General features: G+C 41.1%; 21 protein-coding genes. 7 read left to right on the top strand and 14 right to left on the bottom strand.

Annotation, left to right across the window (positions count from 1 at the left end; genetic code table 11):
- Complete coding sequence (locus tag NEJAP_RS09640; protein WP_201347043.1) at positions 1 to 1,572, bottom strand: formate dehydrogenase beta subunit; 1,572 nt, start codon at positions 1,570 to 1,572, stop codon at positions 1 to 3.
- Positions 1,572 to 2,063 carry a formate dehydrogenase subunit gamma gene (locus tag NEJAP_RS09635; protein WP_201347042.1) on the bottom strand — a complete coding sequence of 164 codons (492 nt, stop codon included), beginning with the start codon at positions 2,061 to 2,063 and terminating at the stop codon, positions 1,572 to 1,574. The genes NEJAP_RS09640 and NEJAP_RS09635 overlap by 1 nt, the downstream gene beginning before the upstream one ends.
- 320 nt (positions 2,064 to 2,383) lie before the next feature.
- Here NEJAP_RS09635 and NEJAP_RS09630 point away from each other — a divergent pair, with 320 nt between their 5' ends.
- Positions 2,384 to 3,451 (top strand): substrate-binding domain-containing protein, encoded by a 1,068-nt coding sequence (locus NEJAP_RS09630; RefSeq protein WP_201347041.1) that lies wholly within the window; start codon positions 2,384 to 2,386, stop codon positions 3,449 to 3,451.
- A 7-nt stretch (positions 3,452 to 3,458) separates the two neighbouring features.
- Here the strand turns inward: NEJAP_RS09630 and murI are convergent, their stop codons facing one another.
- From murI to phnX, 7 genes are all read right to left on the bottom strand, one after another.
- Positions 3,459 to 4,313, bottom strand: a complete 855-nt coding sequence (gene murI / locus NEJAP_RS09625) for a glutamate racemase (RefSeq protein ID WP_201347040.1) — start codon at positions 4,311 to 4,313, stop codon at positions 3,459 to 3,461.
- A gap of 11 nt (positions 4,314 to 4,324) precedes the next feature.
- Positions 4,325 to 5,170 carry a metallophosphoesterase family protein gene (locus NEJAP_RS09620; protein WP_201347039.1) on the bottom strand — a complete coding sequence of 282 codons (846 nt, stop codon included), beginning with the start codon at positions 5,168 to 5,170 and terminating at the stop codon, positions 4,325 to 4,327.
- Positions 5,170 to 6,552 carry a sodium:proline symporter gene (locus NEJAP_RS09615; protein ID WP_201347037.1) on the bottom strand — a complete coding sequence of 461 codons (1,383 nt, stop codon included), beginning with the start codon at positions 6,550 to 6,552 and terminating at the stop codon, positions 5,170 to 5,172. The genes NEJAP_RS09620 and NEJAP_RS09615 overlap by 1 nt, the downstream gene beginning before the upstream one ends.
- 346 nt (positions 6,553 to 6,898) lie before the next feature.
- Positions 6,899 to 7,090, bottom strand: coding sequence for a hypothetical protein (locus NEJAP_RS09610; RefSeq protein WP_201347035.1), 192 nt, complete (start codon positions 7,088 to 7,090; stop codon positions 6,899 to 6,901).
- A gap of 339 nt (positions 7,091 to 7,429) precedes the next feature.
- Complete coding sequence (locus tag NEJAP_RS09605) at positions 7,430 to 9,268, bottom strand: ABC transporter ATP-binding protein (protein WP_201347033.1); 1,839 nt, start codon at positions 9,266 to 9,268, stop codon at positions 7,430 to 7,432.
- A 52-nt stretch (positions 9,269 to 9,320) separates the two neighbouring features.
- Positions 9,321 to 10,643, bottom strand: a complete 1,323-nt coding sequence (locus tag NEJAP_RS09600; RefSeq protein WP_201347031.1) for an NAD(P)/FAD-dependent oxidoreductase — start codon at positions 10,641 to 10,643, stop codon at positions 9,321 to 9,323.
- 249 nt (positions 10,644 to 10,892) lie between these two features.
- The gene (gene phnX, locus NEJAP_RS09595; protein WP_201347029.1) at positions 10,893 to 11,720 is read right to left on the bottom strand and encodes a phosphonoacetaldehyde hydrolase; all 828 of its coding nucleotides are present in this window, start codon (positions 11,718 to 11,720) and stop codon (positions 10,893 to 10,895) included.
- Positions 11,721 to 11,858: 138 nt separating this feature from the next.
- Here phnX and NEJAP_RS09590 point away from each other — a divergent pair, with 138 nt between their 5' ends.
- Complete coding sequence (locus NEJAP_RS09590) at positions 11,859 to 12,779, top strand: patatin-like phospholipase family protein (protein WP_201347027.1); 921 nt, start codon at positions 11,859 to 11,861, stop codon at positions 12,777 to 12,779.
- Here the strand turns inward: NEJAP_RS09590 and NEJAP_RS09585 are convergent.
- The 3 genes from NEJAP_RS09585 to NEJAP_RS09575 form a co-directional block, all read right to left on the bottom strand.
- Complete coding sequence (locus NEJAP_RS09585; protein WP_201350396.1) at positions 12,776 to 13,399, bottom strand: LysE family translocator; 624 nt, start codon at positions 13,397 to 13,399, stop codon at positions 12,776 to 12,778. The genes NEJAP_RS09590 and NEJAP_RS09585 overlap by 4 nt on opposite strands.
- Before the next feature lie 66 nt (positions 13,400 to 13,465).
- Positions 13,466 to 14,893 (bottom strand): PLP-dependent aminotransferase family protein, encoded by a 1,428-nt coding sequence (locus NEJAP_RS09580; protein ID WP_201350395.1) that lies wholly within the window; start codon positions 14,891 to 14,893, stop codon positions 13,466 to 13,468.
- 229 nt (positions 14,894 to 15,122) lie between these two features.
- Entirely contained in the window at positions 15,123 to 15,296 is a 174-nt protein-coding gene (locus NEJAP_RS09575) for a hypothetical protein (protein ID WP_201350394.1), read from the bottom strand.
- A 226-nt stretch (positions 15,297 to 15,522) separates the two neighbouring features.
- Between NEJAP_RS09575 and NEJAP_RS09570 the strand changes: the two genes are divergently transcribed.
- Positions 15,523 to 16,824, top strand: coding sequence for a sensor domain-containing diguanylate cyclase (locus NEJAP_RS09570; RefSeq protein ID WP_201350393.1), 1,302 nt, complete (start codon positions 15,523 to 15,525; stop codon positions 16,822 to 16,824).
- A gap of 47 nt (positions 16,825 to 16,871) precedes the next feature.
- On the opposite strand, the gene NEJAP_RS09565 is transcribed toward NEJAP_RS09570, so the two are convergent.
- Positions 16,872 to 18,638 (bottom strand): PHA/PHB synthase family protein, encoded by a 1,767-nt coding sequence (locus tag NEJAP_RS09565; protein WP_201350392.1) that lies wholly within the window; start codon positions 18,636 to 18,638, stop codon positions 16,872 to 16,874.
- A gap of 223 nt (positions 18,639 to 18,861) precedes the next feature.
- Here NEJAP_RS09565 and NEJAP_RS09560 point away from each other — a divergent pair, with 223 nt between their 5' ends.
- Both NEJAP_RS09560 and NEJAP_RS09555 read left to right on the top strand, forming a co-directional pair.
- On the top strand, positions 18,862 to 20,112 hold the full coding sequence (locus NEJAP_RS09560; RefSeq protein WP_201350391.1) for a TMEM143 family protein: 1,251 nt from the start codon (positions 18,862 to 18,864) through the stop codon (positions 20,110 to 20,112).
- A gap of 156 nt (positions 20,113 to 20,268) precedes the next feature.
- The gene (locus tag NEJAP_RS09555; RefSeq protein WP_201350390.1) at positions 20,269 to 21,822 is read left to right on the top strand and encodes a GGDEF domain-containing protein; all 1,554 of its coding nucleotides are present in this window, start codon (positions 20,269 to 20,271) and stop codon (positions 21,820 to 21,822) included.
- 58 nt (positions 21,823 to 21,880) lie between these two features.
- On the opposite strand, the gene NEJAP_RS09550 is transcribed toward NEJAP_RS09555, so the two are convergent.
- A complete protein-coding gene (locus NEJAP_RS09550; RefSeq protein WP_201350389.1) occupies positions 21,881 to 23,575 on the bottom strand; it encodes a glutamine--tRNA ligase/YqeY domain fusion protein in 1,695 nt (564 codons plus the stop codon).
- Between the two features lie 194 nt (positions 23,576 to 23,769).
- Here NEJAP_RS09550 and NEJAP_RS09545 point away from each other — a divergent pair, with 194 nt between their 5' ends.
- A complete protein-coding gene (locus NEJAP_RS09545; RefSeq protein ID WP_201350388.1) occupies positions 23,770 to 24,267 on the top strand; it encodes a peptidylprolyl isomerase in 498 nt (165 codons plus the stop codon).
- Between the two features lie 12 nt (positions 24,268 to 24,279).
- Positions 24,280 to 25,002 (top strand): UDP-2,3-diacylglucosamine diphosphatase, encoded by a 723-nt coding sequence (locus NEJAP_RS09540; protein WP_201350387.1) that lies wholly within the window; start codon positions 24,280 to 24,282, stop codon positions 25,000 to 25,002.
- The last annotated feature ends 22 nt before the right edge of the window (positions 25,003 to 25,024 follow it).

Genomic DNA, 25,024 nt, shown 5'->3' with positions numbered 1-25,024 from the left:
TTATTTAGCCTCCGCCTGAACTGAAGAAGATGCATTGGCGAGTGCTATATCTTCTGAAAAGTATTGAAATGCACTTTTAACAGGGATTGGCGTCATGCTGCCCATGGCACATAAAGACCCATCAATCATGGTTTCACATAAGTCATCCAATAATGCCAAATTGGCTTCTACATTATTGCCTGATCTGATCTTATCAATCACTTCAACACCGCGTGTGGAGCCGATTCGACAAGGTGTACATTTACCGCAAGACTCGGCAACACAAAACTCCATGGAGAAGCGTGCTTGCTCAGTCATATCAACTGATTCGTCAAATACGACAATGCCGCCATGTCCAAGCACTGCACCAATGGCCGAAAAGGCCTCATAATCTAACGGCGTATCCCATTGACTCTCTGGCAGGTAAGCACCTAAGGGGCCGCCTACTTGTATTGCTCGCATTGGTAACCCTGATTCGGTTCCGCCACCAAAATCATCAATTAGCTCTCGTAGTGTGGGGCCAAATGCTAACTCAACCAACCCGCCTTGTTTGAGGTTTCCTGCTAGCTGAAATGGTAACGTACCGCGAGAGCGTCCCATGCCGCAATCAGCATAGGCTTTACTGCCTTTATCCATAATAAAAGGTACCGCCGCCAACGACAGTACGTTATTAACGACTGTTGGCTTACCAAACAGCCCTTCAATTGCAGGCAGTGGTGGTTTAAAACGTACTAAGCCACGCTTACCTTCAAGACTTTCCAGCAAAGAGGTCTCTTCACCACAAATATAAGCGGCTGCACCTAAACGCACTTCTAAATTGAATGCTTTTCCGCTTCCTTGAATGTCACCACCGAGATATCCCGACGCGTAAGCATTGGCAATTGCTTCATTCATAACTTGATGAGCAACAGGGTATTCAGAGCGTAAATAGATATACCCCTGCGTAGCTCCAACAGCTAAACCTGAAATGATCATGCCTTCAATCAGCATTAACGGGTCAGCTTCCATAACAAGCCGGTCAGCAAATGTACCTGAGTCACCTTCATCTGCATTACAGACGATGTATTTTTGATCGGCGCTACAGTCGTGAACAGTTTGCCATTTAATCCCTGTGGGAAATGCTGCACCACCACGACCACGCAAACCTGATGCTTTGACTTCATCAACAATGTCTTGGCCGGTCAGAGTTAGGCTTTTATCCAGCCCTTTAAAACCACCGTGTGCTTTATAATCTTCAATAGAAACAGGGTCTATAACACCTGCACGGGCAAATGTTAAACGCTGTTGTTTCTTTAGATAAGGAATTTCTTCAGGGTCACCCAGAGACAATCGATGGCTAGCATTCCCGTTTAAAAAGCCTGTATCAAACAAGGCTGCAATGTCATGAGGTTCAACAGGGCCATATGCAACACGTCCAGTTGCCGTTTCAACTTCAATAAGAGGCTCAAGCCACGATATTCCTCGCGAACCGTTGCGAACAATCTCTATATCTAATTTACGTGCTTGTGCTTCTTTTAGAACAGCTGTAACGACGCGTTCACCACCAAGGGCTAAAGTCGTTGTATCACGTGGGATAAAAATTTTATGGCTCATTATCTTATCTCCAGCGCAGTAGTTGTTAACTCATCAACCAGAAGGTCAAACTTTTCAGGTGTGATACGCCCTATTATATCGTCGTCAACACGAATAGTTGGACCGCAAGCACAGTTACCTAAACAATAAACAGGCTCCAAACTAAACTCTCTATCCAGCGTTGTTTGATGATAATCAATGCCTAATTTTTCTTTGACATGAAATTCAAGATCACGAGAGCCTCGTGCTTGGCAGGCTTCTGCACGACACACTTCTAATTTAATGCGTCCTGGAGGCGTTAAACGAAAATGGTGGTAAAACGTGATGACCCCGTGTACTTCAGCGCGTGTCTGCTGTATTGCATCAGCAATCATTGGAACTGAATCAGGGGGGATATAACCCAAAGCATTCTGTATGCCATGCAAGATGGGCAATAAAGCACCGGGTTTATGTTGCAGCGATGCAATGATCCCCTGTACTGCTTGGGGATCCCATTTGGCCTTGTCATTCATACGTTTGGTACCTACTCAGTTTCTGTCAGAGATCTTGTTATTAGTGCTACTGAATTTAATAGCTTTATTGTGGACAGGCTTTTAAAGGGAATAAATTTGAATAATGAAACCCTTATAAATCCACCTGTCATACTTTATACCTGATAAATTACCATTCCCAAGGGATACAAAAAATATGAATTTTTGTGCATATTATGAATTTATGTGAAAATACAGGCATTGAATGCTAATAAATTGATTAATACTCACTATATATGCACTTTACTACCTATTTGAACAGCTGAGTAATCAATGGGTTTTTCTAAGAACGAGATACGTTAATGCCTGGTAAAAGAATACATATCGATCCTACTTGGTCGTTTCGAGATGAAGCTGGAAATACACTGGATCCACAGCTCTTTCGCTTATTGGCAGCCATTAATCAGCACAAAAAGCTTACCGCTGCCTCTGAGTCTGCTGGTATTTCTTATCGTCATGCTTGGAATATGCTCAATAAGTGGGCTGATTTTTTTGGGGCTCAGTTAGTTAAGCTCGAAAAAGGCAGAGGGGCAACACTTACCCCGCTAGGAGATAAACTACTGTGGGCAGAACAACGCGTAATGGCTCGTTTTCAACCACAAATGGCTAATTTGGCATCAGAACTCAACGTAGAAATACAAAAAGCGCTCGTCAACCTCACGCCACTGCTGCGTATTCAAGCAAGCCACGGTTACGCTGTAGCCCTTTTACCTGATGTTTGCGAAGGTTTACAGCTTGACCTGCAATACAGCAGCCCCTTAGAGGCGCTGACAGCACTTAATCGTGATGCTTGTGATATTGCAGGGTTTCATATGCCAGCCGGTGTTGTTATTCCCTCGTTAATAGAACGCTACCAACAACTCCTCAAGCCTCGGTCTCACAAAGTAATTCGTTTTATATCACGACAACAAGGACTAATGATCAAAAAAGACAATCCCTTAAACATTCATTCAATACAGGACTTAACACACGAGGGCATTAGGTTTATTAATCGTCAAGAGGACTCAGGTACTCGCGCACTACTCGACCAACTAGTAAAAAATGAAGGTGTATGTGCGGATAATATCGAGGGTTATAACAATCGTGAGTTCACCCATTCTGCGGTTGCTGCTTATATTGCTGCGGGTATGGCCGATGTAGGTTTTGGTGTTGAGCAGGCAGCATATCAATTTGGGCTCGGATTTATCCCTATATGTAGCGAAGATTACGTATTTGTTTGTCATCAGAAAAGCCTCCAAAAAGCATCCGTGAGCCAATTTATAGAGATTATAAAAAGTGATCTTTTTCATAATGAAGTGCAAAATTTGGCGGGTTATAAGAGTGAATTAAGCGGTAAAATTGAAGATATAACCGGTTTTATTAAGCGCTAAAATAGCTCTATTCCTCAAGGAAAAATTTGGACAAAGCGTATACATGAACATTATTTCCTAATAGCTGACTCATTACTCTTGAAGACTTATAAGGATCTCCCGACGTGAAATACAACGTATTCCTGAGTACACTATCATTTATAAGATGGTGTTTATCTAATACCCTTTCCAATTCCACGACAACCGGATGAGCTGTATCGATAATCGCTGCCTTACCCTGTAATAACCGGCTTATTTCATTCGTTAGAAAAGAATAATGTGTACAGCCCAAAACAATTTGGTCAGCTTGCTTTTCTAATAAAGGAGCAACGTAATCTGATACAGCAGATTTAACTTCATCACCATAAAAGACACCCTTTTCTATTAATTCAACAAAGCGCGGGCATGCTTGTGACTCAATGTTTACATTTTTAGTAAAGCGCTCCTTTAAGTCTAGAAATGCTGTACTTTTTAATGTTTGGGGTGTTGCTAAAATACCAATAACACCGGTTTCACTTCGTAAAGCGGCAGGTTTAATACCCGGTTCAATACCAATAATGGGGATCGAAGCTGTTGCACGAAGGCGGGCTATTGAAACTGCGGTTGCAGTATTACAGGCGATTACTATCGCTTTGCAGTTTTTTTCTATCAGCGAATTAACAAGATACTGCGATCTCTGCGTAATGGTTTCCTCAGTTTGACCACCATATGGCGCGAACGCTTGATCAGCGATATAGACAATGTCTTCATTGGGCAAGTATTGCTGAATGACCTTAATAATCGATAAACCGCCAACGCCAGAATCAAAAACGCCGATAGGTCTACGGCTTACCGCAGTACCAAACTGAGGGTTTGTCTTAGGCTCTGAAGGGATACGATGCATCACTTAATCTATCATGCCTGTGTCATCTCAAGATGCATACTCTCTAGACTCAACTGTTGTCCCGAAGCGGCTTTCTCTTCAGCCGGCAACACATCTGCACTCGGCCAAGTACCGGTCAGTAAAGCGTCTTTATAGCCCGTATTTAAACCTTCTCTTTGCATAGTGTCTGCTGTTAACTGTGCGTCATATGGCAGCCGGTACCAATCAACATTGACTCCATCTTGTTTAGGTGTCACAAGCATATACCAACCATCTTGTGTTCCATCGTTAGCGGGCATGCCAATCACCCCCGCATTGAGCCACGTTTTATTTCTTGAGCGTTTACCAAAGGGGATACCGCAATGGCCACCAAAGACGATATCAACATCGACTTTATTTAGTTGCTGAGAGATTTCGTCCTCATCTGAAGTGTAGATGAATTGGTTAATCCGATCGACTCCACCGTGTATTGCCTCACAACGAAACCCTGCAAAGTTAAACTCAATAGAACGAGGCAACGCTTTCATCCACTGTTTGTTAGCCATGCTAATTCTAGGCTTCGAAAAGTTAAACCAGTCTGCTGAAAGTAAATCACAAGCAGTACCCTCTTCAAAGCCACAGCCACAATCGTCTGCATCATTGCCAAAGGACTCTTCGCAGTTGCCCATAACCACGGCGATCTGCCAATTTTTGATTAAATTTATTGTTTCTTGAGGGGATGCGCAATAAGCAACAAGATCACCTGTGCACAAGATATTACTGGGTGGAATGCTTAATCGCTGAGCCTCAGCAATTAACGCTTCAGTGGCTGATGCATTACTATAAGCCCCTCCGAAAACAAGAAGGGGACGCGTTGATATAGGATTAAATATTGTCATTATGCGGCTACTTGCATACGTTGTTTTTGTGAATTACTTAATGAGCCCAGCCAGAAAAACACACAACCCACTATTAAAATCGAAGCCGAAATAAACAACAATTTTGTGTATTTATGATAGTTGCCTAAGAGCTGTGTGTGCCCTGCTGACTCAATAAAGTAGAGCGCTGCACCTGTTAAAGCGAGCAAGAATGTTGCCAGATAACTCCACACTGGAATGTCTGTTTTCCCACCCCATAAAGAGAAGAAAATAACCGGCGCAAGATACATAGAGGCAGTACCGCTTACAGCAACAGCGCTAAACAGATCTTTATTGCCTAAGAAAACACAAAGCAAACCAACCAGCATAAAGGTTGCCATTGTCATACGGCCATTTCGCACATTGGGTGCGACCCATTTCATATCAACAGCGACCAATTTTGAGGAGCTCGATAACGTGCTATCTAACGTAGACATAGCTGAAATAACTAGCATCACATTAAAAAGCAACATGGGTACATCACCCAGAATGCGTAATAAAACTGCATTCATTGCTTCTCCCGACTGTGCTTGAGCACCGGCTATTACACCGAAAGTCCCGAAAAGTGTAATACAGATCACACTTATCCATGCGGCATGTAAAAAACTTTTTCTTGTTGTGTCTCGATCAGCCAGAAAACCGCGGTCCATCATGACAGGGTCATGCATTGGATAACTCCACACTTGCAATAAAGCAACAAGCAATAAAATAGGACCCGGGTCCGTGATTTCAAAAGGCTTAAACAGCAAGTTATCCAGTGTAGCGTTACCGCTAGCGATCACTAGGATAGTAAGCGCCACTAATACAACAAGAAACAATATCATCTGCATTAGATCTGTACGCAAAGACGCATGTAAGCCACCCAACATCGAATACACAAGCGTAATAACAGCAAAGGCAATAACAGCGAACATGTACGAACTACTACCAGCAACACCAAACAAAATACCAATAACTAGAATATTGGCAAAAATCTCACTCACTAACCTTATACCAACAACAAAGTTGTAACAGCGAGTACCCCAAGCACCAAAACGGTCATCTAAAAATGCTTGAATGCTAGTGAAGCCGTGTTGAAAACGTACCGAGTCAATGATTTTAGCACCAGTCAGAAATGACAAGTAGTATGCGGCATAGGCTAAGGTACCCCAAACCCCATAATAGAAACCCAGGATTGCGGCATTAAGTAAAGAGCGTGCAAAAATCCATGTCGTCACTTGTGAAAAGATAAGGAGTAATAACCCGGGTTGCTCCCCTGCGGGAGATAACCCTTTAAAAAATGCTCCGTCACTTTTCGCTTTTGGCGATAGTAATAGAGAGAGTACAGCAATAAAACCAACGGCAATGGCGAGCGATTGCTCCATAGAGTCCCCTTATTGGGGCTAAATTACCCCCTTTAGATAATGTGATTACATGAATATTTTTTAGTTCCGTCAAGCGATAAAGATTAAGTTTTTTAAGATGTTAACGAATAAAAAATAAATTTATCGGAGTAGCCGAAGCTGATAAAACCCATAGATAAAGAGTACTGGCTTAACAAAACTTTACACTTCTTAGCAATTCTATAACTGACAATCATTTCTATTAAGGGATATGCTGAAATAGCACCTAAATACCTAAGTGCAATTAGTCAGGAGGTAACCGTTATGCGTAGCATATACAATTTACCTTATCGTTTAAGCATGGCTTTACTCATTTCACTGTTGTTGATTATGCCCGCCAAGGCCGAGGTTGATATTGTAGCCAACGGTGCACTGAATTTTTTCTTCCCGCATGGAGCCATATCTGTTTCGCTTGGAACGCCAATTTACCTGTATAGCGATCAAAAAATACGTCGGTCATCAAGATATCAGCAGCATCACTATTCTCATCAAAACTATTCAAGCACTTATCTTGTTCCACACAGCCCACTTAATCGATCCTATCAACATTACCCTTATTCACCTAGGGTGAAGTATCAAACGCGTCATAACAGAGAACACAATAAGAAAGGATACAAGCAGCACTATAAGAGGGATGCACATCGACCCATTAGAGCGAAGAAGTACTCTAATTATAAAAGCAAGCATCAGTATTTTCGAAATAAAAAATATCGATAAAAACAACTAGCTAAGGTACTCACTAAGAGATTTTTAACCGACTTTATATCGAGTAATTTTAAAAACCAGCTCACTCTTACGATTGAACTGGTTTTTTAGGAAAGCAGATGAACCGATTGTTATTTACTCATTAGAATTAAGGTTAATCACTGATATCCAACCCCAAGAACCCACCTGTTTGGTGCGCCCATAATTTCGCATAAATTCCACCGAAAGCGACAAGCTCCTGATGAGTACCCTGCTCAACAATTTCACCTTGCTCCATAACGATTAGGCGATCCATTGCTGCAATTGTTGATAAGCGGTGCGCGATCGCAATCACAGTTTTGCCTTCCATCAGTTTATTCAAGCTGTGCTGAATAGCGGCCTCAACTTCTGAATCTAAGGCAGAAGTTGCTTCATCAAGAATAAGAATAGGTGCATTTTTTAACAATACACGCGCTATTGCTATTCGCTGACGTTGCCCTCCTGATAACTTGACACCACGCTCACCTACCTGAGCATCTAAGCCAACTCGCCCTGCTGGGTCGGTTAACTTTTGTATGAATTCGCTTGCTTCAGCTTTTTCAGTGGCGTCACGCAACTCTTCTTCAGTTGCATCTGGACGACCATATAAAATGTTATCTCTCACCGAGCGGTGCAACAAAGAAGTATCTTGTGTCACCATGCCGATGTGTTGGCGTAAGCTTTCTTGCGTCACTTGGCTGATATCTTGCCCATCAATAACAACTCGACCAGACTCGACATCATAGAAACGCATCAACAGATTGACCAGTGTTGATTTTCCAGCACCAGAGCGCCCTACAATACCAATTTTCTCACCGGGTTTAATATCTAAGTTAAGGTGATCAATTACCCCTGATTTTTGACCGTAGTGAAAACCAACCTGATCAAATTTAACAGCACCCTGTTTGACATCTAATGCTTGTGCATGGGGAATATCGGCTACTTCTTGTGGCGTCGACATTGTTTTCATACCGTCACTGACTGTTCCAATGTTCTCAAACAGAGAGCTTATCTCCCACATGATCCATTGCGCCATTCCGTTAATACGTAGTGCAAGACTCACGGCGATAGCAATAGCTCCTACCGTAATTGCGCTGTCTTTCCATAACCAAATTGAAAATGCAGCAACACAAAATGCTAAAAAATAGTTGATGAACTGTACGCAAAAATTAAGGCCTGTCACTAAACGCATCTGGCGATAGACAGTATCTAAAAAACCGTTCATCCCCTCTTCTGCATAGCGCGACTCACGGTCAGTATGAGAAAACAATTTAACCGTTTGGATATTGGTATAACTATCAACAATGCGGCCTGTCATGATACTGCGTGCATCTGCTTGCTCCATTGATACCCGTTTTAGCTTAGGTACAAAGTACATCTGAATACCGATATAACATCCCATCCAAATAATCATAGGGAACATCAATCTAATATCCGCTTGGGCAACCAGTACAACGATAGAGATGAAGTACACCAATACAAACATCAGTACATCGAGTATTTTCATGACGGTTTCACGAATCGCCAAAGAGGTTTGCATAACCTTAGTCGCAATACGGCCAGCAAAATCATTGCTATAAAAAGACATGCTTTGTTTTAATAAATAACGGTGTGTCATCCAACGAATTGACATGGGGTAATTGCCAAGCAATGTTTGATGAACCAATAAGCCATGCAGTAGTACAAGCAATGGTAAAACTACCAGTACGACTAGGCTCATTGTTATAAGGCGGCCACCTTCATCTTGAAACAGTGTTTCAGGGGATTTAGTGACTAACCAATCAACGAGTTCTCCCATAAAGCCAAACAACATAACTTCTGAGATAGCGATTAAGGCTGTTAACACCGCCATCAATAAAAGGTACAGCTCACTCCCCTTCGTATAATGGCGGCAAAACGCATAAATACCTTTGGGCGGTTGCTGCGGCTCCTCTGATGGAAACGGTGCAACTAACCGCTCAAAAAATGCAAACATGGTATGTCCTTATCATTTGTCGTTTTAAAAATTCTAGCGACAAATCATACCATTAATGCAGTTTCATTTTGGGTTTAACGCTATTAGCAATTTTCTGTGCAAGCATTACTGCAGTGGCACGTAACCAGCCATGTATAGCTATCTGGTGCATCCTATAAAGTGAGATGTAAACAAAGCGCGCAAGACGTCCTTCGATAAACATGGTCCCTTTATTTAGGTTCCCCATCAAGCTCCCCACAGTACTGTATTTACTCAAGTTCACTAATGATCCATGGTCTTTGTAGATATAGTCTTGTAAAGGCTTGTGTTTTAATTGAAGTTTAATATTCTTTCTGACCAAATCAGCCATTTGATGAGCGGACTGTGCTCTTGGTGGAACCCAACTACCGTCGGGCTGCTCACATGCAGAACAATCACCGATAACATAAATATTATCGTCCACACTGCTTTGCAAGCTTGGTTTTACTATGATTTGACCGATTCGGTTAGTCTCAAACATGTCAAGTGACTTAATAAAATCGGGTGCCTTAACTCCAGCAGCCCACACGGTAATATCTGCGGATATACGTTGTTGGTCTGCTGTTTCAAACCCTTCGGGATCTGCCGCTATAACACGTGTATTTTCACGTATTTCGACCCCCAACTTTTGTAATTCTCGCCTTACTGTTAGTGCAATGCGATCAGGTAAGGCAGGAAGTAAGCGCGGACCTGCTTCGATTAATGCTATTTTTAATCGCTTAGCTGACATCTCAGGCATACCGTAAACTTTTAATAAGTCAGCTACATGATAAAGCTCAGCGGCAAGCTCAACCCCCGTTGCTCCGCCACCGACTATGGCTAGTTCTAAAACACCTTGCTCAGCATCCGGGCTATCGGACTGCTGGTTAATCCTTAAAAAGTGATTCAGCATTGATTGATGAAAGCGTTCCGCCTGAAGGTGCGAATCAAGATAGTAACAATGTTCAGCAACACCAGGCGTGCCAAAGTCATTACTTACACTACCAACAGCCATTACTAGCGTATCGTACTTAATCTCACGCGGTGGGAGTATTTCTTTACCTTCATTATCATCGAGTGCTTGCAAAAGGATGGTTTGATTCTCCCGGTCAATACCGGTCATTGTTCCTTGTTGGAACTGGTAATAGTGAAGACTAGAGTGGGCACGATAGACAACCCCATCAGTATTGATATCTAAAGAGCCTGTGGCGATTTCATGCAGCAGCGGCTTCCAGATATGTGAGCGGTTTTTATCTACAAGGATAATTTCTATTTGTTGGTCAGGTGTGCTTTTACCTTGTTTCCCATATTGATGGCCCAACCGAGTGGCTAATTCAAGCCCCCCAGCCCCGCCACCTACAATGACGATAGTTTTCATATTAATTCCTTAAAATAGTGTCAGGCGAAAGCTCTAGTGACAAAGCTTTTGCCTGATCTATCTCAAAGTAGATATCTAAACAAACCCAGATTACCGAAGTATTAGCTAGCTTGGCATCAAGCATTTAGATGCAAAACATTGCTACTTTGGCTGCATTATTAGACGTTAGTTCACCAGAAATAACAAATAGCTGGGTGGTTTTATTAAGATAAAAATATTTATCGCAGTACTTATGACAAAGAAGGCAGGTTAAGGTTGCTCTCCATTACTGAGCTTTTTTTCAATGTTAGCTATTATTTTCGGTAGCTCTGCGACTGAATCAACTACAAAATGAGCGCCAGCATTGTGAAGTCTTTCATAAGCAGTACTGCGAAGGATTTGCTGTTGTTCAATTGACATTTTATTCCATTCAGGTAAATCCAGTCCGACTTCATTTCCTGTTATCGTGACCCCTACTGTCCAACAACCTGCGTTTAAGCCTTCTTGAATGCCAGCGATAGTGTCATCAACTTTTATGACTGATTGAACAGCACTAACTTCAAGTTCATGCATGTTTTTTAACAACATGTCTGGGAAAGGACGCCCTCTAAATACATCGGTAGCACAAACAACAGAAGCAGGCTTGTAACCTTGTGCTGTAGCGGTTTGGCGCATATCAGTGATCATTTCTTGGCTATATCCAGTATTGGCACCCACTTTAATCCCATGCGCTATTAAGTAATCAAACACGGCTTTAACACCAGGGATCAACTCCGAACGTTCTGCAATACTCACCTTTTGAATAGGTATAAACTCATTATATAGCTGATCAATTACGTTATCATCAGGCACCATACGATGAGTGTCCAACCAGGCTTGCTGTATACGCGGTATTAAGAGGAGCTGGCGAATGTGTTCTCTTTTCTCAACGCCCATGGGCGCCCGAGCCTCGGATAAAGTAATAGCTACATGATGAGATTTGAATAGCTCACAAAAAGCGTTGACAGGTGCAAGTGAGCCATAATCGATTGTTGTTCCTGCCCAATCAAAAATAACAGCTTGAATCTTGCCCATATAAAGGTATTTCGTTTGCTTCATAATCAACCTATTGGTATATCGATTTAGTTAAAAAATTTACTATTTCATCATGATCTACCGAGTTATCTGTTTGAAATAGGACCAAGAAAGATAATATACCTATCCAAAAGTAAGGGTTTATAGGCACATACAGCTATAATGTTATATATTTCTCAATTATTTAATCTAGGTATCAGTCGTTTGAATAGAGATGAAGCAGAAATCAGTTCGTCAGCTTCGAGTATTGTTCCAGTATTAGCTGGAGGTGGAAGTAGGCTATCTGCACATATTGGTGTTTTAACAGCACTTGAAGAGATGGGACTAAAGTTCTCAACGCTGGTTGGAGTGTCTGGCGGTAGTATTGTTGGTGCACTATATGCTGCTGGCTATTCTTTAAAGCAAATTAGAGTCATCGCTGAAGAAACAGATTTCAGTCACTTTTTAGGCCATTCATTATTCAGATTGCTACGCTCAGGCGGACTCTCCACAGGAGATAGTTTCGAGGCATGGATCGACGATAAACTTGATGGTATTACTTTTGCCGAGCTTCCCTATTCGTTTCATGTTGTTGCGACCGATGTTCGCTCGGGTCAACCGGTTATTTTCGATAAAGAACGGACACCAAACCTTAAAGTATCTTTAGCGGTTCGCTTTTCCATATCTATTCCAATCATATTTAGTTTTAAAGAGTTCAGTGGCCAGCTAATGGTTGATGGAAGCATTCTGTCAGAGGAAGCTCTGCAACAAAATTGGGCGGGAGATGATTCGCCAGTAGTTGTGTTCAGGTTAAGCAGTATTCAAGAAGTAACCAACCCTAAAGGATTTAGGTTTTTTCCCTTGATTAGCTATATGGCATTATTAATCAGAACTTTCATGACAACCATGTCCAGAGAGTATATTAACGACCACTATTGGCACTCAACCGTTGTGATTCATGCGGGCAGCATTTCTCCTACAGAGTTTAAACTCAATCAAGAGCAAAAAAATGCACTATACCAAGTGGGCTACACAACCACACTGAGAATTATTCCTCTGAAAATTTTACTAAAGTACCCCCACATCCAAGCAGTAGAGAGCTAACCCGTAGCTAACCAAATTCCGACACCCATCATTAGGCTCCCCGCAATGCGGTTCATCAGACTGATGTTGCCGTTCTTTTGTAAGAAGCGGCGCATTGTGCGCCCGCCGCTTGCATAAGCTAATAGGCAAATAAACTCTACTGTCAGAATAATCACAATCAATGCAGCTAATTGAGGCGCTAACGGTGCTTGAGAGTTTATAAATGGTGGTAAGAGAGAGATAAAAAACGCCCAACCTTTCGGGTTAGCTACTGCAGTGACAAAGCCTTGCAGCGCAAGTGCTTTACGGCTCAATGTGCTTGAAACTGAGTTCTCAGATGTAACAGCCATTTTGCCCTTAGATTGCCACATTTGCACACCTAAGAAGACTAGATAGGCACCACCAACATATTTAAATATAGCGAAAACTTCGGGATAATTTAGCATGATAGCCGCGACGCCAATTACAGATAAAAATGCAACGAGTCCTACACCAACTAGCTCACCAGCCATCATCCACAGTGTTCGGCGTAAACCAATCGTCATACCCATCGTCATTGAAAGCGTCATACACATTCCTGGAGTAGCTGATACAAAGAAGAATGTAGGCACGAATACGGCCAGTATTGAAAGCTCTAACATGAAACAACCCTGATACTTTTTGGTAATTGAAATTAGAAATCATTAAACACATATCTAACAGAATAGTCAGCAATTTTTTATAGATTCCTCATCCATAATCTGACGCAGCAGGGCCACCCCTTTGTGCATCTGCTCTTCTGTTGCTCCTGCGTAGCCTAAAACAATACCTGTACGGCTGTTTTTATTATCTTGCTGAGGGCGCTGGTAAGATGATAATGCACGAATACCTAAGCCTTGTTGATTTGCTTTACGGCAAATAGCTATATCATTCTGATTTTCTTGAAAAGAATAAACACTGTGCATTCCCCCATCACTAGGTATGAGCGATAGACTCGGAATCTCTTTTTCTACGAGGTTATCAAGTGTTGTTTTTCGAGACTTATATAACTTTCTCATTCGGCGTAAATGCCGGCTATAAGCACCGCTTTGCATGAACAGCCCCATTGCAGCTTGTTGTTGTGCTGATAGGCCTCCATCAACAAAGCGTTTATATTTATTAAAAAGTGGGACAAGTATAGCGGGTAATACTATATAACCTAGGCGAATACCTGGGAACATCGTTCGGCTAAAAGTCCCCGCATAAATTACTCTGCCACCAGAATCTAAGCCTTGCAATGAGGCAATACTATGACCGCTAAAGATAAACTCACTGTCATAATCATCTTCAATAATCCATCCTTGAGTCTCATAAGCCCACTCAAGAATGGCTAAACGACGCTGTAGCGACAGAGTGTGCCCTAAAGGGAAGCTGCGCGAAGGGGTTAAGATTAATGTTTTTGCCTGCTGGCATATATCGTCATCTTTATTGAAACAAACCCCCTGCTCATCAATAGGCAATGTAGTTTGCAATGCCCCCAAGCTAGATAGTGCACCATCAATACCTTTGAAACCTATTTCCTCTAGTAAAACAGAGTCGCCACTATTAACTAATAAACTTAATGCTATCGATAATGCCTGCTGGGAGCCCGAGGTAATCATCACCTCACCTACATCACAGCGTACGCCCCGAGTGAGTAGGAGAAACTCTTTTATCTGCTCTCGCAATAAACCAACACCCATTGCAGGTTGCTCAGAGTATGTTGATACATCACGTAAGCTCTTGGTCACACAAGCCTGCCATTCTTTATAAGGGAACAAGTCCATTGCAGGCTGTGCGGGCAGTAATAATTGCTCTCTTGGTTTTGTAACATCTAAGCGCGTTGGCGCCTCAATTGCATTCACTCGTTTGCCTGAATCAGAAATTCGCATATTTTCCTGAGTGAAAACAGTAGTAGCAACTTTACCTAATAAGGGTTTCAGATCTGCAACATCTGCAATAAAGGTCCCGGCACCTTTTCGACTTTCTATGAACCCCTCTGAAAAGAGTAACTCATACGCTGTTAATACGGAGTTACGTGAGATACCTACTAGTTTACTTAAATAGCGAGTTGAAGGGAGCTTGTCATTTGTTTTAAGACGCCCACTAAATATTGCTTCCTTAATATGATCATACAACGCTTCATATTTTGGTTTTTTTTATCTAGAAGATCTGATGCTAAAGGAATAAAAATATCATTTGGTAACTTATAGCTCATAAGTGGACCTACAAAGTATCGGCAATAAAGACAATAACTTAGGCCAATGCAGGCTAGCAATGTAATTTTGAAATATATAGCAGGAAAACTAAAATAATGAATGTAAAAGGAAAAAGTCGACCTGCCTTAGCAGGTCTTTACAGCAATGCTTACTTCGACATCGCTTGGGGCAAAAATTGCGTTGTTATCGCATCAAAATACCAATGTGACGCACTAAACCACTCATCGATAGTTTGTGATTCAAATACTCTTTCTATGTAGGTATCAAGCAGAGCTTCCTGTTGCTCTAGCCAGTCTTCGGGGTTGCGTATTTTTGGGTACATAAATATACCTCCATGCGCCAATGCAGAAATTAAAAGATCCGGAAATACTACCGAACCACATTATCCGACTATTTTACATAGGTATATTGTGCACTGCAACAAATTTCTACTTTAGTCTAACCGCTGTTCACATTCAGTTAATCACTTATTTTTAGTATGTTATTTAGAAATATTTTGATTTTAACCTACAATGAAGCTACCAATTATAATTATTAGTGTGAGCTAAATGCCTTCAGATTTACCGGTCATTGATATGCCTTTCTTTCATAGCCTCTTTGATCATGTCAGTGATGCTATTTATATTATCGACCCCTTCACTTCACATATCATAGAAGCCAATACTCAAGGCTGGAATTCTTTAGGCATGACACGAAGTGAACTCTTAAATCAAAGCGTTCTATCCCTGAATAAAGATGTTATTGGCATATCCCAGTGGGCTGAAATATCTGAAGCGATCAAAGAAGCCGGCAACTTTATCTTTGTCGGTCGTCATAAACGCAAAGATGGTAGCGATTACCCTGTAGAGGTTAGAACAAATTACTTCATTCATAATGACGTTCCTTACTTTGTTTCAATAGCTCGTGATATTACATTACGTGCTCAGCATGAAGATGATTTTCATAATGACGACACCATCCGAGCTTTTGCTCTAAATGAAGCTAGTGATGGCCTCTGGGACTGGGATTTATCGGATGACTCATTGTTTTTAAGCCCGCAGTGGTATCGCATGATGGGATACGGCCCGCATGAAATAGGTAACCCTACATTAGAAACATGGAGCTCTGCTGTACACCCAGATGACTTCAGCCGTGTCACCGAAATGCTTCAAGAGCACCTCCTTTCTAAAAGCTCTCGTTACGAAGCAAAGTATCGCTTAAAAAATCGTAACGGTGACTTTATTTGGGTTCATGATCGTGGCCTTGTAGTAAAACGCGACAACGATCACCAACCATTAAGAATGATCGGCTTAGTGTTAGATATAACTCAATCCCAGCTTTTAACGGAAAAGCTGTTCCACCGCTCTCAACGTGATGATTTAACAGACCTATATAATAGAAAAACAGGTTATGAATTATTCGGTCAATATTTAAACGTTAGCCTGCAACAAGGCCAACCGATGCAAGTTATCATGCTTGATATTGATAATTTCAAGTCAATAAATGATAAATATGGCCATCAAAACGGCGATAAGGCAATTCAGCATGTTGCTAATACTGTGCCTAAGCTGATACGTAAAACTGATCTGCTGTTTCGTTGGGGGGGGGAAGAGTTTTTGCTACTTTTTCCAGATACGGCACAAAACACCGCGTTTGAACTTACAAAACGGCTTTTAATAAAGCTATCTAAAATACCGTTTTTAACCGATGATAAAAATGAAGTTTTTATGACGGCTAGTGCGGGTATTAGTGGCTGCCCTAATCACGGCTGCTCAATATCCGAACTCGTTAAAAGTGCTGATGCCGCCATGTTCCAAGCAAAGGCTCAAGGCAAAGACAATGTGTGTATCGCTGAAATATTCCAACGTTGAGCAGCTATCCATAGATGACTGCTCAACGTAAAGATTAATTTATTAAGTTATTTCTGATGTATGTATACCCCTGGCGCATCACAAATAGACTTTCCTATAGGCTGAACCTTCACTAGCTCCCCTGAATGTTCTTTTAACCATTCTTTCCACTGCGGCCACCAAGAGCCTTCGCGGATTTCGTTTTCTACCATCCAACTATCAGGATCGGTATAACAGTCACTATCATATTCGGTTGAAATTCTATAGTGCCGGTGCTTGTGGCCTGGCTCACTGACAATCCCTGCATTATGGCCGCCACTGGTTAATACAAATGTGACAGCCTCACTGTCAGATTGTAAATGCAGTTTATAAACAGAGCGCCATGGAGCCACATGGTCTTTCTCTGTACCTACTGAGAAAATAGGTACATGAATATCGCGAATAGCTATTGGTTTATTTTTAACCAAGTATTGACCGGATGCTAATTCATTATTAAGAAATAGCTTACGTAAATATTGAGAGTGCATTTTATAGGGCATTCGTGTCAGATCAGTATTCCAAGCCATCAAATCATTCATCGACTCGGGTTCACCTAAGAGGTAGTGATGCACCATACGAGACCAAATTAAGTCATTAGAGTGTAAAATCTGAAATGCACCAGCCATTTGTGATCCATCTAAAACACCTTGATCCCACATCATTTTTTCTAAATAGGATACCTCGCTTTCATTAGTAAATATCATGAGTTCACCTGCTTCACTAAAATCTACTTGTGTTGCAAAATGAGTCATTGATTTTAGACGGTTATCTCCTTCTCTTGCCATTGTAGCTGCAGCAATTGATAGCAATGTACCACCTAAACAGTAACCGGCCGCGTGAATTTTCTGCTGGGGAAAAATCGTACTCACTTCATCAATTGCTGCCATAACCCCCTCTTCTCTGTAACTTTCCATATCAAGATCACGGTCTTGTGTTGTAGGGTTGAGCCATGAAATCATAAAAACAGTATGCCCATTTTCAACAAGATATTTCACCATCGAATTGTGAGCAGAGAGATCAAGAATGTAATACTTCATAATCCACGCGGGGACAAAAAGTATAGGCTCAGGGTAAACCTTATCTGTAACTGGGGTATATTGGATTAGCTCTATTAAGTGGTTTCTAAATACAACTTTACCCTCAGTGATAGCGACGCTTTCACCAGGTACGTAATGACTAGCGCCAGCGGGTAGCTCACCAGCAAGGTGCCTGTCCATATCTTCAAGATAGTTTTTAAAGCCGCTGATTAAGTTTGCACCGCCTTCATTTTTCGTTTTTTGAATCACTTCAGGGTTTAATAAGGGAATATTACTTGGGGAGTATCTATCTAGCATCTGTCTTGCGATAAATGAAATACTCCGTTCATCCGCTTTAGATAACCCATCAATATCGGTTGTAGCGTTATGCCACCATTGCTGTGTTAATAGAAAGTTTTGATAAATATAATTGTATGGCCATTGCTGCCAACTAGGATCGGAAAAACGTTTATCTTGTGGTAGCGGGTCAATACACGGCAAACTGTCTTTTTGCATCATGCTAGGACTCGACTTAGACAGTCTAAAAGCTTTACGGCACATTTTCTCCGCTAAACTCGCTTGTTTACCTGGAGATAAAGCTAAATGAGAAACCCACGTAAAATAAAGACTAAGCAACCCTGCTGGTGAAATACCACCTGTGAGTTTTGCCATATTTGCTTTAAAAACATTATCCAGAGCTGTGACAGAAAAATACCCTGTTTCAACATCTTGCTTGGATAAGTTAGGCACTCTGTTCGTTGTTAACTTTTTGTCTGTCATTTAATCGATCTCCTGATATCAACAGAACATTTCTATTGGCTAATACTATTATCATCCTAACTAGGCTCCGCATACTTGATGCGTATCACTCCTTTAGCGATAGCCCGTTATATTTATTGGGAGACTTTTGGAGAAGAGCAGAAATTTTATTTAGGTAACTTATGCTTTGCTTGCACAGCTGTTAGAATTGCGCATTTTTGGCGCTGAGATTTAATTTTTCCCTATGCAAAAACACGCTATTGATCCATTACGTTTTATTCCATTTAGAAAAGCTGACGTTATCGAAATGTGCTTGTCTACAGGCGATTTAGATCAAGAGCAGCGCCAAAAATTTCGGCAGATGGCTTCTATGATAGAAAAGCTATTTCACATCTCCTTTCAGACACGACTGGAATTATTAAAAGATAGTTTTTCTAAAATTAATCCTGATTCAGATACCATCAAAGTTGACCTCCCGACGACCATGCATCACGACGACCCTGCTTTTATCAAGCAGTTAGAGTCTTTATTGGATAAAGCCAACTATGAAAAAATCACTGAACAAACATTAAAGCAAGCGCTATGTCATGACTCTCTAGTGAAGGTGCGTTTACACGTTGATTTTTCAGACTTTGACGAGGTTTTGCTGTTTGCCCGGGGAGAAAGGGAAGCCGAAGAAACTGTCACTTCATTTTTCGGATTAAGAAAAACAAAAGTGCGTTTTGTTAACTATGAGAGAGTCGCCATTTATATACGTTTTAACGAGCATATTGATTTAAAAAGACAACAAGAGTTTAATCTTCAGCCTGGAGGAATGGTTCTAAAGCTGTTTAAAAATGTGCCTAAAGCAGACTTGGAAATGCTGTTTCCAAATACTGAAATAAAAATGCGTCTTGTTGACAAGCTTCTTATAGGTATACCTGCCGTAATTAGTGGCGGTATTGTGCTGACAACAAAGCTAGGTGCATCACTGCTTTTATTGGCTTCATTGTTTGGTTTTTGGTTAGGTCTTAAAAGCCAACCCGTGGAGTTAGACCAAGCAGCTATCATTGTAATTTTTGCAGGATTTGGCGCTGTAGGTAGCTACTTATGGAAACAATTTAATAATTTTAAAAATCGTAAATTACGATTCATTCAAACGCTAACACAACACTTATATTTTAAAAATCTAGATAACAACGCAGGTGTTTTTCATCGATTGATCGACGCAGCGGAAGAGGAAGAGTGTAAAGAAGCATTTCTTGCTTACTACTTCTTACTTCAGACAGATGTCCCACTCAGCCGCCAAGAACTTGATCATAAAATAGAGCGCTGGCTTTCAGAAAAATGGGAACAAAAAGTCGACTTTGATATTACTGACGCTCTGGAAAAATTAGAGGAATTAGAACTAATAAAAATCATGAAAGATCAGCACTTAATTGCCTTACCACTTGATGTAGCCCAACACACCCTACACCAAGCTTGGCAACAGATAGGTACTCAGTCAACTCCTTAGCATATTAAATGAGTAAACTCTGATAAGTCACACAGCTACTTTTTGTACTTATTAAATGACAGATCCTATAGGAAATATTTTTTTATGCATAAAAGATAGATATTGAGCGAACACTCAAGTTTAATACTACCTATACGTTTACTATAAGGAATATAAGTGAAGCGTTCATCTTGTTGTGGGATATTAATTACTCTTTTACTATTGTCTATCAATAGCTATTCAGCACACAAACAACAAAAGGTATCGCTACAATTATTGTGGAAGCACCAATTCCAGTTTGCTGGTTATTACATTGCCAAAGAAAAAGGCTTTTATGCTCAAGAAAACCTCAACGTTGACATTCATGAGTACCAACAAGGGATTGACACAGTAAATTCGATTGTTAACGATGATATTATGTTTGCTGTAGGCAGATCGTCAATTATTGTTAATAAAGGTAATGGCGCTCCCTTAACCGCCCTCTTTGCTACCTTTCAAAAATCCCCACTTATGTTATTGACTCGCGGGGATATCAACAAACCTGAAGAGCTCAAAAACAAGCATCTTATGCTGACAAATGACGCGTTGGATGTTGTCGAAGTTCAAGCAATGTTAATGAGAGCGGGACTGACACCTAATGACTACATTCAGCAAACTCACTCATTTGATATTTCAGATCTGATAAACGGCAAGACTGACGTTATGGGTGCTTATATTTCTAATGAGCCTTATCAGATGATAACGAAAAACCTCCCATATTCTGTAATCCACCCTGCAGATTATGGTTTTGATATGTATAGCGACATACTCTTCACTCACAGCAAAACGGTTCAAGAAAAACCTTTACTGACAGATAAATTCTTTAGATCTTCTATTAAAGGTTGGCTTTATGCTTTTGATAATATTGAAGAAACATCAAAAATTATTTTTGAAAAGTATAATACGCAAGGTCGTACTCTAGAAGCACTGATCTATGAAGGCGAAGAGCTTAAAAAACTAGCTTACTTGAGTAGCCCTTTTGGAAATATTGATCAAAACCGCTTTAAAGAGATGGCAAACATCTATCTTATCAGTGGGCATTTGAATGCTGATTACGATATATCCAATTTTATCTATAAAGGAAATAAATCACTGAGTCGCTCTTCGGACCTTTTATTTCTTTGGCTAATCGTCATAGCTATGGTTTTACTCATCTGCTTTTTGCTTTACAAGAACAGAGTCACTACCGTTCGAAATACTCAGTTAATTGTTATTGCAGAACAAGACCAGCTTACAGGTCTTTATAACCGCCGTAAGCTAGCAGACAGCTTGGCTGAGTACATTAATTTGTCGGCACGCTATCAGTGGACATTATCTTGTATTTTTATTGATATAGATAACTTTAAAACAATCAATGATACCCATGGCCTTAACACCGGCGATAACGTATTGAAAGAGCTTGCTCAACTATTGCAACAGCAGACGCGTCGTACAGACATTGTTGGTCGTTGGGGAGGTGAAGAATTTGTGATTATTTTGCCTGAGACAAACCTTCAAACAGCTGAACTCATTGCTGCTAAGTTACGTAAATCCGTTGCAGACAATAACTTTTGTTTTGAGCATGAAGTTTTTTGTAGCTTGGGCGTAACACAGTATGTACGTGATGAGACGATTGAAGAGTTCATTGGCCGTGCCGTTGATGCGCTCTATATCGCAAAACATGAAGGAAGAAATCGTACAGCGGTGTTATAAAAGTCAGAAAACTAAGCAGCAGAGCTGGTACCCCAGCTCTGCTCTTATCACAAAAGGGCTATTTTTTTGCTTTGGCCCAAGAGTCACGCAACGTGACTGTGCGGTTAATGACTAGTTTATCTTCTGAACTATCTGCATCGATACAGAAGTAACCCATACGCTCAAACTGATAGCGAGTTTCAGGTTCGGCGCCTTTAAGGCTTCTCTCTACCCTTGAATCAGATAGAATGACCAAAGACTCAGGATTCAAGAACTCCATAAAGCTATGTTCTTTATCTGCATCAGGGTTAGCTTCAGTAAATAAACGATCATATAAGCGCACTTCACATGGCTCAGAAAGCTCCTCAGAAACCCAATGAATAACACCGTTAGGCTTATATCCTTGCGGGTTACTGCCCTTAGTTTCTGGGTCATAAGTGCATAACAGCTCGATAACCTCACCTAATTCATTTTTAACCACGTCATTGCAGGTAATAACATAAGCACCACGCAGACGCACAGCATCACCAGTGGCTAATCGCTTCCACTTATCGTGTTTATTTTTAGCGACAGGTTTTTCTTCGATGAAGTCTTCTTGCTCAATCAGTAAATTACGTGTCAAACCTACTCGACGAACACCCATGCTCTCATCTTTAGGGTGCGCAGGTAGCTCAAACCATTCCTCTACACCCTCTTCCATGTTAGTCAGCGTAACTTTAAGCGGGCGTGTCACACACATGGCTCTAGGAGCTGATGAATCTAAGTCCTCACGAATGGCGGCTTCAAGCATACCCATATCAACAACACCGTTTGAACGAGTAACCCCAATCATGTCACAGAACTGGCGAAGTGATTTCGGTGTATAGCCACGACGACGAAGACCGGAAATGGTCGGCATCCGAGGATCGTTCCAGCTTGTGACAGCATTATCATCAACTAATTGCTTGAGCTTACGCTTACTGGTGATTGTATAATTGAGCTCTAGTCGTGAAAACTCATACTGTTTTGGTGTATAAGGAACGGGTAAGTTCTCAATAAACCATTCATATAATGGGCGATGGTCTTCAAATTCTAGTGTACATAGCGAATGTGTGATGCCTTCAATGGCATCTGATTGCCCATGCGCAAAATCATAGATAGGATAAATACACCATTTATCACCTGTTTGATGATGACTAGTGTGTAAGATACGATAAATCATCGGATCACGCAGATTCATGTTGGCTGCGCTCATATCAATTTTTGCACGCAGAGAACAAGCCCCTTCCTTGAACTCACCATTTTTCATGCGCTCAAACAACGCTAGGTTCTCTTCTACAGAGCGATTACGATATGGACTATCTGTACCCGCTTCGCTAAAGCTTCCACGATATTCACGTGCAGCCTCGACACCTAAATCACAAACGTAAGCTTTTCCTTCTTTAATAAGATGAATAGCCCAATCAAATAACTGATCAAAATACGTTGAGGTGTAACAAATTTCTCCTCCCCACTGATAACCTAGCCATTTGATATCACTAAGAATAGAGTCGATATATTCTTGGCTCTCTTTATCAGGGTTTGTATCATCAAAACGTAAGTTGCAGACGCCGTTATATTTTTCGGCTGTACCAAAGTTAAGGCATATAGATTTTGCATGCCCTATATGAAGATAACCGTTAGGCTCAGGAGGAAAGCGAGTTACTATCTTCTCATGTACGTTGTTTTGTAGATCACTTTCAATAATTTGATGAATAAAATTAGTTGGCTTCTGGTTCGATTCGTTGTTAGACATGTTATCAGTGTGTATCCGAAACTGTTGGCCGGGCCTTCAAGCCCAAAATGAAGAGACATTATAAACGCTTAGACGTTTACTGCACACCGCCAGGACAGAGAATTAACTGTAAAGATTTTATGCTTTTTCGTGCAGAGATTTTAGACTTGCGTATAATAGCCCGCTAACGACACAGAGCTAAAAAGGAATCATTAATGATTATTCTACATACCAATCACGGCGACATTACTATTGAACTCAATCACAAGGAAGCGCCTGCTACAGCCGCTAATTTTGAGCAGTACGTACGCGATGGTTTCTATGATGGTGTCATCTTTCATCGCGTCATCGATGGATTCATGATTCAAGGCGGTGGTTTTGAATCAGGCATGGTTTCAAAAGAAACACGTGACACAATCGATAACGAAGCAGACAACGGTCTTTCAAACCAAACGGGTACGCTAGCAATGGCTCGTACAATGGACCCTCACTCAGCTTCGGCTCAATTCTTCATCAACGTGTCTGATAACACTTTCCTAGATCACACCGCAAAAACTACGGAAGGCTGGGGATACACTGTATTCGCTAAAGTAGTTGATGGCATGGATGTTGTTAATAAAATTAAGGGCGTAAAAACAACAATGACTGCAGGTCATCAAGATGTACCTGCTGAAGACGTTGTTATTCAATCAGCTGAAATCACTGAAGAATAAGTTAATTTTTCTATGAAAGTACTGTTTGTTTCAGATCTTCATCTGAAAGCTGAACGCCCGGATATTACCCGGGCGTTTTTACATTTTTTAAACGACACTGCAACTCATGCCGATGCTCTATATCTTTTAGGTGATATTTTTGAAGCATGGATTGGTGATGACGTCCCTATGCCGGAATTTGAGCCTCTCTTCGAAACGCTTAAAACCTTAAGCGAACAAGGTTGCAAACTGTATTTCCAGCATGGTAATCGTGACTTTCTGGTAGGTAAGCACTTCCTTGAAAGAATCGGGGCAAAACAGTTAGAAGAAAAGTATCGAGTAAGCCTGCCTATTGGTGACGCTTTATTAATGCACGGTGACCAACTATGCACTGATGATAAAGACTACCAAGAGTTTAGAGTTCTCGTTAGAGATCCAAACTGGCAAAAAGAATTTCTATCCAAACCTGTAAAGGAACGTTTAAGCATCGCACAACAGTTACGTGCTACTAGCCAGCAGCGCAACGCAGAAAAATCAAATGATATAATGGACGTTAATCCACTAGCCGTCGCATCCGTTCTGCAAGAAGCGGATATAGAGTTGTTAATTCACGGCCATACTCATCGCCCTGCGATTCATTACAACCAGCTTAAAGCGGGTCAAGGTACACGCGTTGTACTTGGTGATTGGGACACGCAATTATGGTATTTGGAGTGCGATGAAAACGGCTTTACATTGGTTGATGAGCCAATTTAGCTCACCAACCTAGAGTTTGTCA

Origin of the sequence: Neptunomonas japonica JAMM 1380, assembly GCF_016592555.1 — a bacterium.
Classification (GTDB): domain Bacteria; phylum Pseudomonadota; class Gammaproteobacteria; order Pseudomonadales; family Balneatricaceae; genus Neptunomonas; species Neptunomonas japonica_A.
This window is presented reverse-complemented; position numbering and strand designations above follow the sequence as displayed.